Annotated in this window: 19 protein-coding genes; 16 read left to right on the top strand and 3 right to left on the bottom strand. The window is 43.4% G+C overall.

The features are described from left to right. Window positions 1-84: 84 nt before the first annotated feature. The 8 genes from NSQ12_RS13180 to NSQ12_RS13145 are packed head-to-tail and all read left to right on the top strand — an operon-like array spanning window position 85 to window position 5,096. Window positions 85-603 carry a YqeG family HAD IIIA-type phosphatase gene (locus NSQ12_RS13180; protein WP_003226126.1) on the top strand — a complete coding sequence of 173 codons (519 nt, stop codon included), beginning with the start codon at window positions 85-87 and terminating at the stop codon, window positions 601-603. Between the two features lie 3 nt (window positions 604-606). After that, complete coding sequence (gene yqeH, locus NSQ12_RS13175) at window positions 607-1,707, top strand: ribosome biogenesis GTPase YqeH (RefSeq protein ID WP_003229966.1); 1,101 nt, start codon at window positions 607-609, stop codon at window positions 1,705-1,707. Window positions 1,708-1,724: 17 nt separating this feature from the next. Next, a complete protein-coding gene (gene aroE, locus NSQ12_RS13170) occupies window positions 1,725-2,567 on the top strand; it encodes a shikimate dehydrogenase (RefSeq protein WP_003229967.1) in 843 nt (280 codons plus the stop codon). Beyond that, a complete protein-coding gene (gene yhbY / locus NSQ12_RS13165) occupies window positions 2,561-2,851 on the top strand; it encodes a ribosome assembly RNA-binding protein YhbY (RefSeq protein ID WP_003226133.1) in 291 nt (96 codons plus the stop codon). The genes aroE and yhbY overlap by 7 nt, the downstream gene beginning before the upstream one ends. An 11-nt stretch (window positions 2,852-2,862) precedes the next feature. Beyond that, entirely contained in the window at window positions 2,863-3,432 is a 570-nt protein-coding gene (locus NSQ12_RS13160; protein WP_021480066.1) for a nicotinate-nucleotide adenylyltransferase, read from the top strand. Further along, window positions 3,422-3,982 (top strand): bis(5'-nucleosyl)-tetraphosphatase (symmetrical) YqeK, encoded by a 561-nt coding sequence (gene yqeK, locus NSQ12_RS13155; RefSeq protein ID WP_339174886.1) that lies wholly within the window; start codon window positions 3,422-3,424, stop codon window positions 3,980-3,982. The genes NSQ12_RS13160 and yqeK overlap by 11 nt, the downstream gene beginning before the upstream one ends. A gap of 17 nt (window positions 3,983-3,999) precedes the next feature. Next, a complete protein-coding gene (gene rsfS / locus NSQ12_RS13150) occupies window positions 4,000-4,356 on the top strand; it encodes a ribosome silencing factor (protein ID WP_014480315.1) in 357 nt (118 codons plus the stop codon). After that, window positions 4,353-5,096 carry a class I SAM-dependent methyltransferase gene (locus tag NSQ12_RS13145; RefSeq protein ID WP_003229973.1) on the top strand — a complete coding sequence of 248 codons (744 nt, stop codon included), beginning with the start codon at window positions 4,353-4,355 and terminating at the stop codon, window positions 5,094-5,096. The genes rsfS and NSQ12_RS13145 overlap by 4 nt, the downstream gene beginning before the upstream one ends. Window positions 5,097-5,161: 65 nt before the next feature. On the opposite strand, the gene comER is transcribed toward NSQ12_RS13145, so the two are convergent. After that, entirely contained in the window at window positions 5,162-5,983 is an 822-nt protein-coding gene (gene comER / locus NSQ12_RS13140) for a late competence protein ComER (RefSeq protein ID WP_014480313.1), read from the bottom strand. Window positions 5,984-6,066: 83 nt separating this feature from the next. On the opposite strand from comER, the gene comEA reads away from it, so the two are divergent. The 3 genes from comEA (at window position 6,067) to NSQ12_RS13125 (ending at window position 9,654) form a co-directional block, all read left to right on the top strand. After that, on the top strand, window positions 6,067-6,684 hold the full coding sequence (gene comEA / locus NSQ12_RS13135; protein ID WP_004398514.1) for a competence protein ComEA: 618 nt from the start codon (window positions 6,067-6,069) through the stop codon (window positions 6,682-6,684). Window positions 6,685-6,750: 66 nt separating this feature from the next. Then, a complete protein-coding gene (locus tag NSQ12_RS13130; RefSeq protein WP_003229978.1) occupies window positions 6,751-7,320 on the top strand; it encodes a ComE operon protein 2 in 570 nt (189 codons plus the stop codon). A 3-nt stretch (window positions 7,321-7,323) separates the two neighbouring features. Continuing rightward, on the top strand, window positions 7,324-9,654 hold the full coding sequence (locus NSQ12_RS13125) for a DNA internalization-related competence protein ComEC/Rec2 (RefSeq protein WP_212082276.1): 2,331 nt from the start codon (window positions 7,324-7,326) through the stop codon (window positions 9,652-9,654). 39 nt (window positions 9,655-9,693) lie between these two features. On the opposite strand, the gene NSQ12_RS13120 is transcribed toward NSQ12_RS13125, so the two are convergent. Next, window positions 9,694-9,828, bottom strand: a complete 135-nt coding sequence (locus NSQ12_RS13120) for a YqzM family protein (RefSeq protein WP_003229983.1) — start codon at window positions 9,826-9,828, stop codon at window positions 9,694-9,696. 40 nt (window positions 9,829-9,868) lie between these two features. Between NSQ12_RS13120 and NSQ12_RS13115 the strand changes: the two genes are divergently transcribed. After that, window positions 9,869-10,018 (top strand): hypothetical protein, encoded by a 150-nt coding sequence (locus NSQ12_RS13115; protein ID WP_003229985.1) that lies wholly within the window; start codon window positions 9,869-9,871, stop codon window positions 10,016-10,018. A 39-nt stretch (window positions 10,019-10,057) separates the two neighbouring features. Further along, window positions 10,058-11,101 carry a DNA polymerase III subunit delta gene (gene holA, locus NSQ12_RS13110; protein ID WP_029317888.1) on the top strand — a complete coding sequence of 348 codons (1,044 nt, stop codon included), beginning with the start codon at window positions 10,058-10,060 and terminating at the stop codon, window positions 11,099-11,101. 14 nt (window positions 11,102-11,115) lie between these two features. On the opposite strand, the gene rpsT is transcribed toward holA, so the two are convergent. Continuing rightward, window positions 11,116-11,382: a 30S ribosomal protein S20 gene (gene rpsT, locus NSQ12_RS13105; RefSeq protein WP_003229989.1), complete on the bottom strand. Its 267-nt coding sequence runs from the start codon at window positions 11,380-11,382 to the stop codon at window positions 11,116-11,118. A gap of 203 nt (window positions 11,383-11,585) precedes the next feature. Here rpsT and gpr point away from each other — a divergent pair, with 203 nt between their 5' ends. From gpr to NSQ12_RS13090, 3 genes are all read left to right on the top strand, one after another. Next, window positions 11,586-12,692, top strand: a complete 1,107-nt coding sequence (gene gpr / locus NSQ12_RS13100; RefSeq protein ID WP_014480309.1) for a GPR endopeptidase — start codon at window positions 11,586-11,588, stop codon at window positions 12,690-12,692. A 62-nt stretch (window positions 12,693-12,754) separates the two neighbouring features. Continuing rightward, window positions 12,755-13,960: a spore autolysin SpoIIP gene (spoIIP, locus tag NSQ12_RS13095; protein WP_038429323.1), complete on the top strand. Its 1,206-nt coding sequence runs from the start codon at window positions 12,755-12,757 to the stop codon at window positions 13,958-13,960. 16 nt (window positions 13,961-13,976) lie between these two features. Then, complete coding sequence (locus tag NSQ12_RS13090; protein WP_038429322.1) at window positions 13,977-14,315, top strand: YqxA family protein; 339 nt, start codon at window positions 13,977-13,979, stop codon at window positions 14,313-14,315. Window position 14,316 lies beyond the last annotated feature (1 nt).

Genomic DNA, 14,316 nt, shown 5'->3' with positions numbered 1-14,316 from the left:
TTTTTGCTCAGTTTTTCTTTAGGCGCAAGTTCGATTTTTTTCGACAATCATTTTGAAAGAAAGAAAAAGGGAAGGGTGCGGGTTTTGTTAAAAAAGTTTTTTTTACCTGACGAGTTTGTAAAAAATATTTTTCATATTACACCTGAGAAATTAAAGGAACGAAATGTAAAAGGGATTATTACTGACCTGGATAATACGCTTGTTGAATGGGACAGACCGAATGCGACGCCGCGATTGATCGAGTGGTTTGAAGAAATGAAGGAACACGGCATTAAAGTGACAATTGTCTCTAATAATAACGAAAGAAGAGTGAAACTTTTCTCAGAACCGCTTGGAATCCCATTCATCTATAAAGCAAGAAAACCGATGGGTAAAGCCTTTAATAGAGCGGTGCGCAATATGGAGCTGAAAAAAGAGGACTGCGTTGTCATCGGAGACCAGCTGCTGACCGATGTACTCGGGGGAAACCGAAACGGCTACCATACGATTTTGGTCGTGCCAGTCGCTTCCTCTGACGGATTCATTACGCGCTTTAACCGCCAGGTCGAACGCAGAATACTGAGTGCTCTCAAACGAAAAGGGCACATTCAGTGGGAGGAGTAAGAAATGGAAAAGGTTGTTTGTATCGGGTGCGGAGTTACGATCCAAACCGAGGACAAAACAGGTTTGGGGTACGCGCCGCCTGCATCGCTTACGAAAGAAAATGTGATTTGCCAGCGTTGCTTCAGACTGAAAAACTATAATGAAATACAAGATGTCTCCTTAACTGATGATGATTTTTTGAACATTCTTCACGGTATTGGAGAAACGGACTCTCTTGTCGTAAAAATTGTTGATATTTTTGATTTTAACGGCAGCTGGATTAATGGGCTGCAGCGCTTGGTGGGGGGAAACCCTATCTTATTAGTTGGCAATAAAGCGGATATTTTGCCTAAGTCACTGAAAAGAGAACGTCTGATCCAATGGATGAAGCGTGAAGCGAAAGAGCTTGGCTTAAAACCGGTTGACGTATTTTTGGTTAGTGCGGGACGCGGCCAGGGAATCAGAGAAGTAATTGACGCGATTGAGCATTACCGCAATGGAAAAGACGTCTATGTTGTCGGATGTACAAATGTAGGAAAGTCAACCTTTATTAACCGGATTATTAAAGAAGTGTCAGGTGAAGAAGATATTATTACAACATCCCAATTTCCTGGCACAACCCTTGATGCGATTGAAATCCCGCTGGATGACGGTTCATCGCTTTATGATACACCGGGAATTATCAACAACCATCAAATGGCGCATTATGTCAATAAAAAGGATCTGAAAATATTATCTCCTAAAAAGGAGCTGAAGCCTCGCACATTCCAGCTTAATGATCAGCAAACACTGTATTTTGGCGGACTTGCAAGGTTTGATTATGTGTCTGGGGAAAGATCTCCTTTTATTTGCTATATGCCGAATGAGCTGATGATTCATAGAACAAAACTTGAAAATGCAGACGCGCTTTATGAAAAGCATGCAGGGGAATTGCTCACACCTCCGGGTAAAGATGAAATGGATGAGTTTCCGGAATTGGTCGCCCATACGTTTACGATAAAAGACAAAAAGACAGATATCGTTTTCTCTGGGTTAGGCTGGGTTACTGTCCATGACGCCGATAAAAAGGTAACTGCATACGCGCCAAAAGGCGTTCATGTATTTGTTCGACGTTCATTAATTTAAGAAAAGGGGAGAGGAGTATGAAAAAGCTGTACGGGGTTATCGGAAATCCGATTGGCCATTCTATGTCACCTGATATTCATAACGCATCATTGAAAGACCTCGGGCTTGACGGACATTATCATGCCTTCAAGGTAGAAGAGAATGATCTGGAGGATGCGGTAAAAGGAATAAGAGCTCTAGGCGTACAAGGAATCAATGTGACTGTTCCGCACAAGGTTTCCATTATGGATTATCTGGATCATATTGATGAGAGTGCAAAAGTGCTCGGTGCCGTAAACACGGTCAGAAGAGAGGGAGATAAGCTTGTCGGATACAATACCGATGGGGAAGGCTTCGTGAAGTCATTAATGAAGGTATTAGACAAGCCCATCTCTGAACTGTCATTCTTAATGATCGGCGCTGGCGGAGCGGCGAGAGCCATTTTTACAACAATTGTCCGAAATACCCCGAAAAAATTTGACATTTGCAACCGGACGTTAGAAAAAGCAAAGCGGCTTACAGAAGCTACTCCCTCGTTTCACAATAAAGAAGTATTAAGCATAAAAGAAGCAGAAGAACGTCTTGAGCAGTATGATGTTATCATCCATACAACGTCTGTGGGCATGTATCCGAACGTGGACGATGTGCCGCTTTCATTACAGCGTGCCGCGAGCAGTGCCGTCGTATGTGATATCGTGTATAATCCAATACAGACGGCCCTTTTAAAAGAAGCAAGCCAAAAAGGCTTGAAAACACTCGACGGTGTGGGCATGTTTGTTGAACAGGCAGCATTGTCTTTCCAATTGTGGACTGGACAAGAGCCTAATATTGAAAAAATGAGATCCATTGTAATAGGAAAATTAGGAGGAACAGAATGTTAACAGGTAAACAAAAACGTTTTTTGCGTTCAAAAGCGCATCATTTAACGCCGATTTTTCAAGTAGGTAAAGGCGGAGTAAACGACAACATGATTAAACAAATTGCTGAGGCGCTTGAAGCGAGAGAGCTCATTAAAGTCAGCGTGCTTCAGAATTGCGAAGAGGATAAAAACGATGTAGCGGAAGCTCTTGTAAAAGGAAGCCGCTCTCAATTGGTGCAGACAATCGGCAATACGATTGTGTTATATAAGGAATCAAAGGAAAATAAACAAATCGAGCTTCCTTAAAGGTGGTTGAAATGAAGAAAATCGGAATTTTCGGAGGCACGTTTGACCCTCCGCATAATGGTCACCTCTTAATGGCGAATGAGGTGCTGTACCAGGCAGGGCTTGATGAAATTTGGTTTATGCCTAATCAAATTCCGCCGCATAAACAGAACGAAGACTATACCGACAGCTTTCATCGCGTGGAAATGCTAAAGCTTGCAATTCAATCTAATCCGTCCTTTAAGCTGGAGCTTGTTGAAATGGAAAGAGAAGGGCCATCATATACCTTTGATACCGTTTCTTTACTGAAGCAGCGTTATCCAAATGATCAGCTGTTCTTTATTATCGGCGCTGATATGGTTGAATATTTGCCGAAATGGTATAAGCTGGACGAGCTGCTGAACCTCATTCAATTTATTGGAGTAAAGCGCCCCGGTTTTCATGTTGAAACCCCTTATCCGCTTCTCTTTGCAGACGTTCCGGAATTTGAGGTATCATCAACTATGATAAGGGAACGGTTTAAAAGCAAGAAGCCCACTGACTACTTAATCCCTGATAAAGTGAAGAAGTATGTAGAGGAGAATGGTTTATATGAATCGTGAGGCGGCACTTGCATGCGTGAAGCAGCAATTGACCGAACACCGATATATCCATACGGTTGGCGTGATGAACACGGCGATCGAACTTGCGGAGCGTTTTGGAGCCGATTCTAAAAAAGCGGAAACAGCGGCAATCTTTCATGATTACGCCAAATTCCGCCCGAAAGAAGAAATGAAACAAATTATTGCACGTGAAAAAATGCCTGCGCATTTATTGGATCATAATCCGGAGCTCTGGCACGCTCCGGTCGGCGCTTATTTGGTCCAAAGAGAGGCAGGGGTTCAAGATGAAGACATTCTTGACGCCATTAGGTATCATACCTCAGGGCGCCCCGGTATGACACTTTTAGAAAAAGTCATTTACGTTGCCGATTACATTGAGCCAAACCGGGCATTTCCCGGTGTCGATGAGGTGCGTAAGCTTGCTGAGACAGATTTGAATCAAGCGCTGATTCAGTCCATTAAAAATACAATGGTTTTTCTTATGAAAAAAAATCAACCGGTTTTTCCAGACACATTTTTAACGTATAACTGGCTTGTGTCTGGCAGCTGAACAGGAGGAATTTGTGAATGAACCAAAAGTCCATTTTAAAGATCGCAGCTGCGGCTTGCGATGATAAACGGGCAGAGGATATTTTAGCACTGGATATGGAAGGTATTTCTCTGGTTGCTGATTATTTTCTGATCTGCCACGGAAATTCAGATAAACAGGTACAGGCGATTGCCCGTGAAATCAAGGATCAAGCTGATGAAAACGGCATTCAAGTCAAAAAGATGGAAGGCTTTGATGAAGCAAGATGGGTTCTCGTTGATCTAGGCGATGTAATTGTCCATGTCTTCCACAAGGATGAAAGAAGCTACTACAACCTTGAAAAGCTGTGGGGAGACGCTCCGCTCGCAGATCTTGATCTTGGAATGAATCAATGATTTATCAAGGCTTTGCAAGCGTGTATGACGAGTTAATGTCACACGCGCCTTACGATCAATGGACAAAATGGATTGAAGCATCTCTCCCGGAAAAAGGCCGTATTCTCGATCTGGCATGCGGCACGGGGGAAATCTCCATCCGGCTTGCCGAAAAAGGCTTCGAGGTTACAGGCATCGATCTCAGCGAAGAGATGCTTTCTTTCGCCCAGCAAAAGGTATCGAGTAGCCAGCCTATTTTATTTCTTCAGCAGGATATGAGAGAGATTACCGGCTTTGACGGTCAATTTGACGCTGTTGTGATATGCTGTGACTCATTAAATTATTTAAAAACAAAAAATGATGTGATCGAAACCTTTAAAAGTGTTTTTCGGGTATTAAAGCCTGAAGGCATTCTGCTGTTTGATGTTCATTCATCTTTTAAAATTGCGGAAGTCTTTCCGGATAGCACATTTGCTGACCAGGACGAAGATATCAGCTATATTTGGCAGAGCTTTGCCGGAAGTGACGAGCTTTCTGTCATTCATGATATGTCGTTTTTTGTGTGGAACGGAGAAGCGTATGATCGTTTTGATGAGACACACGAGCAAAGAACGTTCCCGGTGGAAGAATACGAAGAAATGCTTAAGAACTGCGGCTTTCAGCTCCATCGCGTGACAGCTGATTTTACGGATACCGAGCCATCAGCACAATCAGAACGCCTCTTTTTCAAGGCGCAGAAATCAAAAACCATCGTTTCCTAAAACGATGGTTTTTTAAAATGCTTTTTTATGCTTTTGCAGTACAGACGAACGTATGACATACTCGTCTACACATGAAACTGCTTTTTCACTGCGGAAATATCCTCCTCGTACTTCATATGAGTATTTTGAAATACCCGGTGAAACATATCCTGCACACCGCTTTCCAGCGCTTTAATGCCTTCTCCTGTTACACCGCCTTTAACGCAAACCTTTTCCTGTAATGCAGGCAGGGTATACAATTCGGTTTCTAACAGTTTTCCCATTCCGACAAGCATTTCCTTACACATCAAAATCGCGTCCTGTTTAGACACTGATGTTTCCGAAACAGCTGCATCTATAAACCGCTGAATCAGATAGCTCATAAAAGCGGGGCCGCAGCTTACGATGTCTGATGCAACCCTGGTGATGTCACTTTCAATTTGCAGCGGATGAGAGATATGCTGCATCAGCTCATTGATTTTCGTTTTTGCAGATTCGCCGCAGCTTGTGCCGAAAGTGACGAGAGAAACACCTGCCAGCGCTCTGTTCGTAATACTTGGGATCACTCGAGCCACTTGACACGGCACATATTGTTCGAGCTGTTCGGTTTGAACGGGGCTTGTAATTGAGATGAGAATATGATCTTTTCTTAAATAAGGTAACGCTCTTGCCAGTAAAGGATATATATCAAGCGGCTTAACACAAATAAAAATCATCTCGTTTTCAGAAACGAGCTTTTCGAGACTTTCGGTAACGTTTATGCTGTTGTAGCGGTTTTTTATGTGCAACGCTTTTTCAATTGTGCGGTTTGTGATTGTCATGTTTGAGGGATCGGCTGCTTTTGATTCAATAAATGATTCGATAAGGATCGTACCCATATTTCCTGTGCCGATAAAGCCTATCTTCAATGGTTTCCCCTCCTTTGAGCTATTATCCTCTAAACCATATGTGTTATGAAAATAAAATATGACGAAAGCGGGGAACATGCACGATGAATTGGTTGAATCAGCATAAGAAAGCAATTATTTTAGCGGCTTCTGCGGCTGTTTTCACAGCGATTATGATCTTTCTGGCCACAGGGAAAAATAAAGAGCCGGTGAAGCAAGCTGTACCAACAGAGACAGAAAATACAGTGGTAAAGCAGGAAGCAAACAACGACGAGTCAAACGAAACAATTGTGATAGACATCAAAGGTGCTGTTCAGCATCCTGGCGTTTATGAAATGCGAACAGGGGACAGAGTATCTCAGGCAATTGAGAAAGCGGGCGGGACCAGTGAACAAGCAGACGAAGCGCAAGTAAATTTGGCGGAGATTCTGCAGGACGGGACAGTGGTGTACATCCCGAAAAAGGGAGAGGAAACAGCAGTGCAGCAAGGTGGCGGAGGGTCTGTCCAAAGCGATGGAGGGAAGGGAGCGCTGGTGAATATCAATACAGCAACCTTAGAGGAGTTACAAGGCATCTCAGGGGTGGGGCCATCCAAAGCTGAAGCTATTATTGCATACCGGGAAGAAAACGGGCGTTTCCAAACAATTGAAGATATCACTAAGGTTTCAGGAATAGGTGAAAAGTCATTTGAGAAAATAAAGTCTTCCATTACAGTAAAGTGATTTGACGGTCATGCATTATGATAGGTAAACTAAAGGTCAGGCAACACAACATTTGGAGGGAACAACGTGGAACGAATTTCATGGAATCAATACTTTATGGCTCAAAGCCATTTATTGGCGCTGCGCAGCACATGTCCGAGATTATCTGTCGGCGCTACTATAGTCAGAGACAAACGCATGATAGCAGGAGGCTACAATGGGTCAATCGCGGGCGGCGTACATTGTGCAGATGAAGGATGCTTAATGATAGATGATCATTGCGCAAGAACCATTCACGCTGAAATGAATGCGATTCTTCAATGCTCTAAGTTTGGGGTGCCGACTGATGGAGCCGAGATTTATGTGACGCATTATCCGTGCATTCAATGCTGCAAATCTATTATTCAAGCGGGTATCAAAACGGTTTATTATGCTGAGGATTACAAAACACATCCGTATGCGCAGGAATTATTTGAACAGGCGGGTGTAACAGTTGAACAGGTTGAACTCGATGAAATGATCGTTGATCTGAAAAACAGGGAAAAGCTTTCATTTGTAGCGGGTCTTATAGGGAAATTGGCTGATGCCGGTTTAGCGGAGGAAGAATTGAAAAAGATACATGAACAGGCGAATACACTTTTCACGAGCTACGTGTGATGAATGCGTAATTCGCGCTTATTATTGCCTATGGCGGCAGCTTCGGCAACGGCTGGAATTACTGCCGCCGCTTATTTCCCCGCTATTTTTCTTTTCATCCTCTTTCTCCTCATCATTTTAATCAAAACGAGGCACGCTTTTCTCATTATTGTTTGTTTCTTCTCTTTTATATTGTTTTTTGTACTGTATGCAGTCACAGATTCTCAGAATGTCTCTTCCTATCGGCAGGGAACCTATCAATTCAAGGCAGTGATTGACACTATTCCCAAAATTGACGGCGACCGTATGTCTATGATGGTTGAGACACCTGATAAGGAAAAATGGGCTGCTGCGTATCGCATTCAGTCTGCTGGTGAAAAAGAACAGCTGTTATACATAGAACCAGGAATGTCATGTGAGTTGACTGGTACATTGGAAGAACCGAATCACGCAACTGTGCCGGGTGCATTTGATTATAACGAGTATCTTTATCGGCAGCATATTCATTGGAACTACTCTGTCACGTCTATTCAAAACTGCAGCGAACCTGAAAATTTTAAGTACAAGGTGCTCAGCTTGAGAAAACATATCATATCATTCACAAACAGCCTTTTGCCTCCTGATTCGGCAGGGATTGTACAGGCACTTACAGTTGGTGACAGATTTTATGTGGAGGATGAAGTGCTTACCGCGTATCAAAAGCTTGGTGTTGTCCATCTCTTGGCAATATCAGGACTCCACGTGGGGATTTTGACAGCAGGTTTGTTTTATATCATGATTCGCCTTGGTATAACTAGAGAAAAGGCGTCAATTCTGTTGCTGTTATTTCTGCCGCTCTATGTGATGTTGACCGGCGCTGCTCCTTCAGTGCTACGCGCCGCTCTCATGTCGGGTGTTTACTTAGCTGGAAGCCTTGTCAAATGGCGTGTCCACTCTGCAACTGCAATTTGTCTTTCATACATCGTCCTTCTGCTCTTCAATCCTTATCATCTCTTTGAAGCCGGTTTTCAGCTATCGTTCGCCGTCAGTTTTTCTTTAATTCTATCCTCTTCTATTTTTCATCAGGTTAAAACCTCCTTGGGGCAGCTGACAATTGTATCACTCATCGCTCAGCTGGGCTCGCTTCCGATTCTCCTATATCATTTTCATCAGTTTTCTATCATCAGCGTACCGATGAATATGTTGATGGTACCATTTTATACCTTCTGTATTTTGCCGGGAGCTGTAGCAGGTGTTCTTCTATTAAGTCTTTCCGTTTCGTTTGGGAGATTGTTTTTCAGCTGGTTTGATTTATTGATAAGCTGGACCAATAGGCTAATCACAAACATTGCAGATGTTGAAGTGTTCACGATTATGATCGCACATCCTGCACCTGTTTTGCTTTTTTTATTCACGGTCACGATCATCCTATTGCTTATGGCGATTGAAAAACGCTCCTTGTCGCAGTTGATGGTAACCGGAGGCATTTGCTGCACGGTGATGTTTCTGCTCTTTATATATCCGTGTCTTAGTTCCGAAGGAGAAGTGGATATGATAGATATTGGACAGGGTGACAGCATGTTTGTAGGTGCTCCGCATCAGCGGGGTCGTGTCTTAATTGATACCGGCGGCACTTTGTCTTACTCGTCAGAGCCTTGGCGCGAAAAACAGCATCCGTTTTCACTGGGGGAAAAGGTGCTGATTCCGTTTTTAACTGCTAAGGGAATCAAACAGCTTGACGCTTTAATTCTGACGCACGCTGACCAAGATCATATCGGAGAGGCGGAGACTCTGCTGAAGCATCATAAAGTAAAGCGCCTCGTGATTCCGAAGGGGTTCGTTTCTGAACCTAAAGATGAGAAAGTGCTGCAGACAGCCAGAGAAGAGGGAGTGACAATTGAAGAGGTGAAGCGAGGCGATGTATTGCAAATAAAGGATTTGCAGTTCCATGTACTGTCACCTGAAACACCTGATCCGGCAAGCAAAAATAATTCCTCTCTCGTTCTGTGGATGGAGACGGGCGTTCTGAGCTGGATTTTGACGGGTGATCTGGAGAAAGAAGGGGAACAGGAGGTGATGGACGTGTTTCCAAATATTAAAGCAGATGTCTTAAAGGTGGGGCACCATGGGAGCAAAGGCTCTACCGGTGAAGAATTCATCCAACAGCTTCAGCCGAAAACGGCCATTATCTCAGCCGGGAAAAACAATCGGTACCATCATCCTCATCAAAAAGTTCTGCAACTATTACAGAGACATTCTATCCGCGTGCTGCGAACAGATCAAAACGGAACGATCCAATATAGATACAAAAACAGAGTTGGAACCTTTTCTGTCTATCCTCCATATGATACATCAGATATAACAGAGACGAACTAAAAAAGACTGCCGAGAAATCAGCAGCCCGGGCAGTCGCTGTTATGAACCAACTAGGTGAATAACCGTTGCCATGACAAACAAGAAGGCGAAAAATCCGAAGGACACAACAAAACCAACAGCTGAATCTACAGCATCATTTCGTTTGCTTTGAACGTTTTTTTCAAAATCATTCAACTTTATCCCTCCTGACTGACTTAAGTATAATGGAATTGTTTTGAAAAATCTAGAAGCTAAGGTAACGTTTTCTGTTCTGGTGATTATCGCCTTTTTACAAGCTGTCCCGGGGGCTTGCGAACAGGCGTTTAATATAAATGGGGAAGCAGCAGTCAGGCTTCCTCTTTACTATTTTGCAAACTCAATTTAGGATAGAGGGGGATGATGAAAGAGAGGAAGTCGTACAACAATGGTATTTGATGTGTGGAAAAGCCTAAAAAAAGGAGATGTCCATCCGGTTTATTGCTTATACGGAAAAGAGACATATCTGCTGCAAGAAACCGTCAGCAGGATCAGACAGACGGTCGTTGATCAGGAGACAAAGGATTTCAATCTATCCGTTTTTGATCTGGAAGAGGACCCGCTGGATCAAGCGATTGCAGATGCTGAAACGTTTCCGTTTATGGGAGAGCGGCGTCTTGTCATTGTGAAAAATCCATATTTTTTAACAGGTGAAAAGAAAAAAGAAAAAATTGAGCACAACGTCAGTGCGCTTGAATCATATATACAATCACCTGCGCCTTACACAGTCTTTGTCCTGCTTGCTCCGTATGAAAAGCTTGATGAGCGGAAAAAGCTGACGAAAGCGTTAAAGAAGCACGCGTTTATGATGGAGGCGAAGGAATTAAACGCAAAGGAAACGACAGACTTTACTGTCAACCTTGCAAAAACAGAGCAGAAAACAATCGGCACGGAAGCGGCGGAGCATTTGGTTCTGCTTGTGAACGGGCATCTGTCATCGATTTTTCAGGAGATTCAAAAGCTCTGCACGTTTATTGGAGATCGTGAAGAAATTACGCTGGATGATGTGAAAATGCTTGTTGCTAGAAGCCTTGAACAAAATATTTTTGAGCTGATCAATAAAATCGTCAACCGAAAACGAACTGAGAGTCTGCAAATTTTTTATGATTTGCTTAAACAAAATGAAGAACCGATCAAAATTATGGCGCTTATTTCGAACCAGTTCCGGCTGATTCTGCAGACAAAGTACTTCGCGGAACAGGGATACGGACAAAAACAAATCGCTTCTAATCTAAAAGTTCACCCATTTCGGGTAAAGCTGGCGATGGATCAAGCAAGGCTTTTTTCAGAGGAGGAGCTCCGTTCAATTATTGAACAGCTTGCCGTCATGGACTATGAGATGAAAACCGGAAAAAAGGACAAGCAGCTTCTGCTCGAACTGTTCCTTTTACAGCTGTTAAAAAGAAATGAAAAAAACGATCCCCATTATTGAGGATCGTTTTTATATTATGCAGAAAGTCCGTTCACTTTTTTCGCTAGTCTTGATTTGTATCGAGCTGCGGTATTTTTGTGTACAAGACCTGTTTTCACTGCTTTATCAATACGTTTAGCTGCTTCAGTAAGAGCAGTTTTCGCTTTGTCAGCTTCGTTGTTGGCAACAGAAGCTTCAACTTGTTTGATTGCAGTACGCATAGCAGATTTGATTGTCGCGTTATGAACGCGGCGTTCGTTGTTTGTTTTTGTACGTTTAATCGCTGATTTAATGTTTGGCATGTGTTTCACCTCCTAAGATACAACCTGTAGCACAGTGTCTTAAGGTTAAATCTTCTTCACAATAGAACAAATTGTATTCTATCAAACACACCTTTAGATTGCAATATAAATGTAAAGTATTTTTCATTGAAGGTTCTCTTTTTAGCATGATTCATTCAGCAAATGGCAACAATATAGGTACTTAATGTGAAGGAGGCCCCTGTATGAAAAAGAGTGAGCTGGATGTGAATCAGTATTTGATACGGACCGATTTGGCAGTGGAAACGAAGGAAGCAATGGCCAATCAGCAGGCTGTGCCGACAAAAGAAATTAAAGGCTTTATTGAAAAAGAGCGTGATCACGGCGGCATTAAAATCCGCACAGTTGATGTTACAAAGGAAGGCGCGGAGCTTTCGGGAAAAAAAGAAGGGCGCTATTTAACGCTTGAAGCACAGGGAATCAGGGAGAATGATTCGGAAATGCAGGAGAAGGTCTCTGCTGTCTTTGCGGAGGAATTCTCAGCTTTTCTTGAAAACCTTAATATCTCAAAAGATGCGAGCTGTTTGATCGTTGGGCTCGGCAACTGGAACGTGACACCTGATGCGCTTGGACCGATGGCAGTAGAAAATCTGTTGGTAACAAGGCACTTGTTTAAGCTTCAGCCGGAAAACGTACAGGAGGGTTACAGGCCTGTCAGTGCATTTGCACCGGGTGTAATGGGGATAACAGGAATCGAAACAAGTGACATTATTAAAGGTGTGATTGAGCAATCGAAGCCTGATTTTGTCATCGCCATTGATGCGTTGGCAGCGCGGGCGGTGGAAAGGGTCAACACAACCATTCAAATATCGGATACAGGCATTCACCCGGGATCTGGAGTGGGGAATAAACGAAAAGATTTAAGCAAAGACACGCTTGGTGTTCCGGTGATTGCTATCGGTGTTCCGACAGTAGTTGATGCCGTGACAATTGCCAGCGACACGGTGGACTACATATTAAAACATTTTGGCAGAGAAATGAAGGATAACAGGCCATCAAGATCGCTTGTTCCGGCAGGCATGACGTTTGGGAAAAAGAAAGTGCTCACTGAAGAAGATCTTCCCGATCAAAAGCAGCGCCAATCGTTCCTAGGGATTGTCGGAACCCTTCAAGAAGATGAAAAACGGCAGCTCATTCACGAGGTGCTTTCGCCTTTAGGACACAACTTAATGGTTACGCCGAAGGAAGTCGATTCATTTATCGACGATATGGCAAATGTTTTAGCGAACGGACTAAACACAGCGCTTCATGAAAAAGTGTCACAAGAAAACAAAGGCTCCTACAATCACTAAACAGTTCTACTTCCTCTAGCTTGTTCATAGAGTAATTACTAGACAAGCGCTGGAGGGATTCAATGAGAAATAAACGCAGAAACAGACAGATTGTTGTTGCGGTAAATGGAGGGAAAGCGATAAAAGCCATCTTTCTATTTATCGTAAGCCTTATCGTGATTTTTGTTCTATCCGGTGTGCTGACGTCTCTCCGGCCGGAACTTAGGCCGTCGTCTGACTCTTTTTATGGGATTGCTGAAGAATTGCCGGGTGACGTATTTGCACATTTGCTGCGGATGGAAAACCATTATTTCGCTTCTGACCTCTCTCAAACCGACAGCTCATTTCATCTTTCTCGTCTTTCTTTAAAGCTGGCGACGAGCATTAACCTCGAAGATCCGCGGAGCTTTCTCGGTCGGGAGCTGCCAGGGTTTGCACAATTTGATACCGAGATTTTGTTAGCTGGACAAGGAACCGATTATACGAATATGCCTGCGGAATCGCCGCCGCCGTCTAAGGTGATGGAGGAAGAAAGGGAAGCGAATTTGGCAGAGATTGAAAAACAGCAAACGCAATCAGATAATGCGCAAAAAGATCCGCCCAAACAAACAACAGGTGATAAAAAGGTCGTGTTTATCTATCACACGCACAATACGGAATCATATCTCCCTCTATTAAAAGGTGAGACCGATCCTGACATGGCGCGCCATTCTAAAGCCAACGTCACGCTTGTAGGAGATATGTTCGGACAAGCGCTTGAATCCCAAGGCATCGGAGCCACAGTGAATAAAACCGATATACAATCAAAATTGAATAAAAAAGGCTTAAACTATGCCAGGTCCTATGATGAATCAAGGCCGGTTGTGAAAGACGCCCTCGCTTCAAACAAAAATCTGCAATATATCATTGACATCCACAGAGACTCACGGCGCAAAAAAGACACAACCGCAACGATTAAAGGGAAAAGCTATGCCAGGGTAGCCTTTGTCGTCGGGAAAAAAAGCAAAAACTTCGAAGAAAACTATAAAATTGCGAGTGAGCTTCATAAACTGATGGAGAAAAAATACCCCGGACTTAGCACAGGTGTCTTTTCCAAAGGCTCGCCAGGCGATAATGGTGTTTACAATCAGGATTTAACCGATAGAGCGCTTTTGCTCGAGTTTGGCGGAGTAGATAATAATCTCGAAGAGCTGCAGCGTGCGGCTAACGCGGCCGCGGACGTATTCAGCGAAATGTACTGGGATGCTGAAAAGGTCAACGCAGCGAGCGGGGAGACGAAAAAACAATAAGAAATAGGTGGTTGATTTGATTGCATACTTTGGAAAATGCTTACTGCTTATCACGATCATGTTTTTAGGCGTACTGTTCGGCATGCAGCAGGCAAACAACGGGATGCTGAGTATGAAAGGCTATCATGACCCTTCACTGAAGGGGGCGTTTACGCTCACCGACGGAAAAGATAATGAAAAAGAAGCCTCAATCCTAGGAGAAACAGTCACGGCAAAAGATTTAGAAGAAAAACAAAAAGAGCTGGAAAAGGTGGAGACATTCAATATGTTTTCAAAAGCCGGAAAAGCGCTTTCGGACACCGTAACCAATACTGCCCAGTCAATGTATGAATGGATACGGGATATGAATCAATAAG

The organism is Bacillus sp. PS95 (assembly GCF_037963565.1).
In the GTDB taxonomy this organism is placed as follows: domain Bacteria; phylum Bacillota; class Bacilli; order Bacillales; family Bacillaceae; genus Bacillus; species Bacillus subtilis.
This window is presented reverse-complemented; position numbering and strand designations above follow the sequence as displayed.

Coding starts and splice junctions, on each gene's coding strand:
- rpsT (WP_003229989.1), bottom strand. CDS start 11,382: ATGCCAAACATTAAATCAGCGATTAAACGTACAAAAACAAACAACGAA.
- gpr (WP_014480309.1), top strand. CDS start 11,586: ATGAAAAAGAGTGAGCTGGATGTGAATCAGTATTTGATACGGACCGAT.
- yqeK (WP_339174886.1), top strand. CDS start 3,422: ATGAATCGTGAGGCGGCACTTGCATGCGTGAAGCAGCAATTGACCGAA.
- comEA (WP_004398514.1), top strand. CDS start 6,067: ATGAATTGGTTGAATCAGCATAAGAAAGCAATTATTTTAGCGGCTTCT.
- NSQ12_RS13145 (WP_003229973.1), top strand. CDS start 4,353: ATGATTTATCAAGGCTTTGCAAGCGTGTATGACGAGTTAATGTCACAC.
- spoIIP (WP_038429323.1), top strand. CDS start 12,755: ATGAGAAATAAACGCAGAAACAGACAGATTGTTGTTGCGGTAAATGGA.
- yqeH (WP_003229966.1), top strand. CDS start 607: ATGGAAAAGGTTGTTTGTATCGGGTGCGGAGTTACGATCCAAACCGAG.
- yhbY (WP_003226133.1), top strand. CDS start 2,561: ATGTTAACAGGTAAACAAAAACGTTTTTTGCGTTCAAAAGCGCATCAT.
- rsfS (WP_014480315.1), top strand. CDS start 4,000: ATGAACCAAAAGTCCATTTTAAAGATCGCAGCTGCGGCTTGCGATGAT.
- NSQ12_RS13160 (WP_021480066.1), top strand. CDS start 2,863: ATGAAGAAAATCGGAATTTTCGGAGGCACGTTTGACCCTCCGCATAAT.
- aroE (WP_003229967.1), top strand. CDS start 1,725: ATGAAAAAGCTGTACGGGGTTATCGGAAATCCGATTGGCCATTCTATG.
- NSQ12_RS13125 (WP_212082276.1), top strand. CDS start 7,324: ATGCGTAATTCGCGCTTATTATTGCCTATGGCGGCAGCTTCGGCAACG.
- holA (WP_029317888.1), top strand. CDS start 10,058: ATGGTATTTGATGTGTGGAAAAGCCTAAAAAAAGGAGATGTCCATCCG.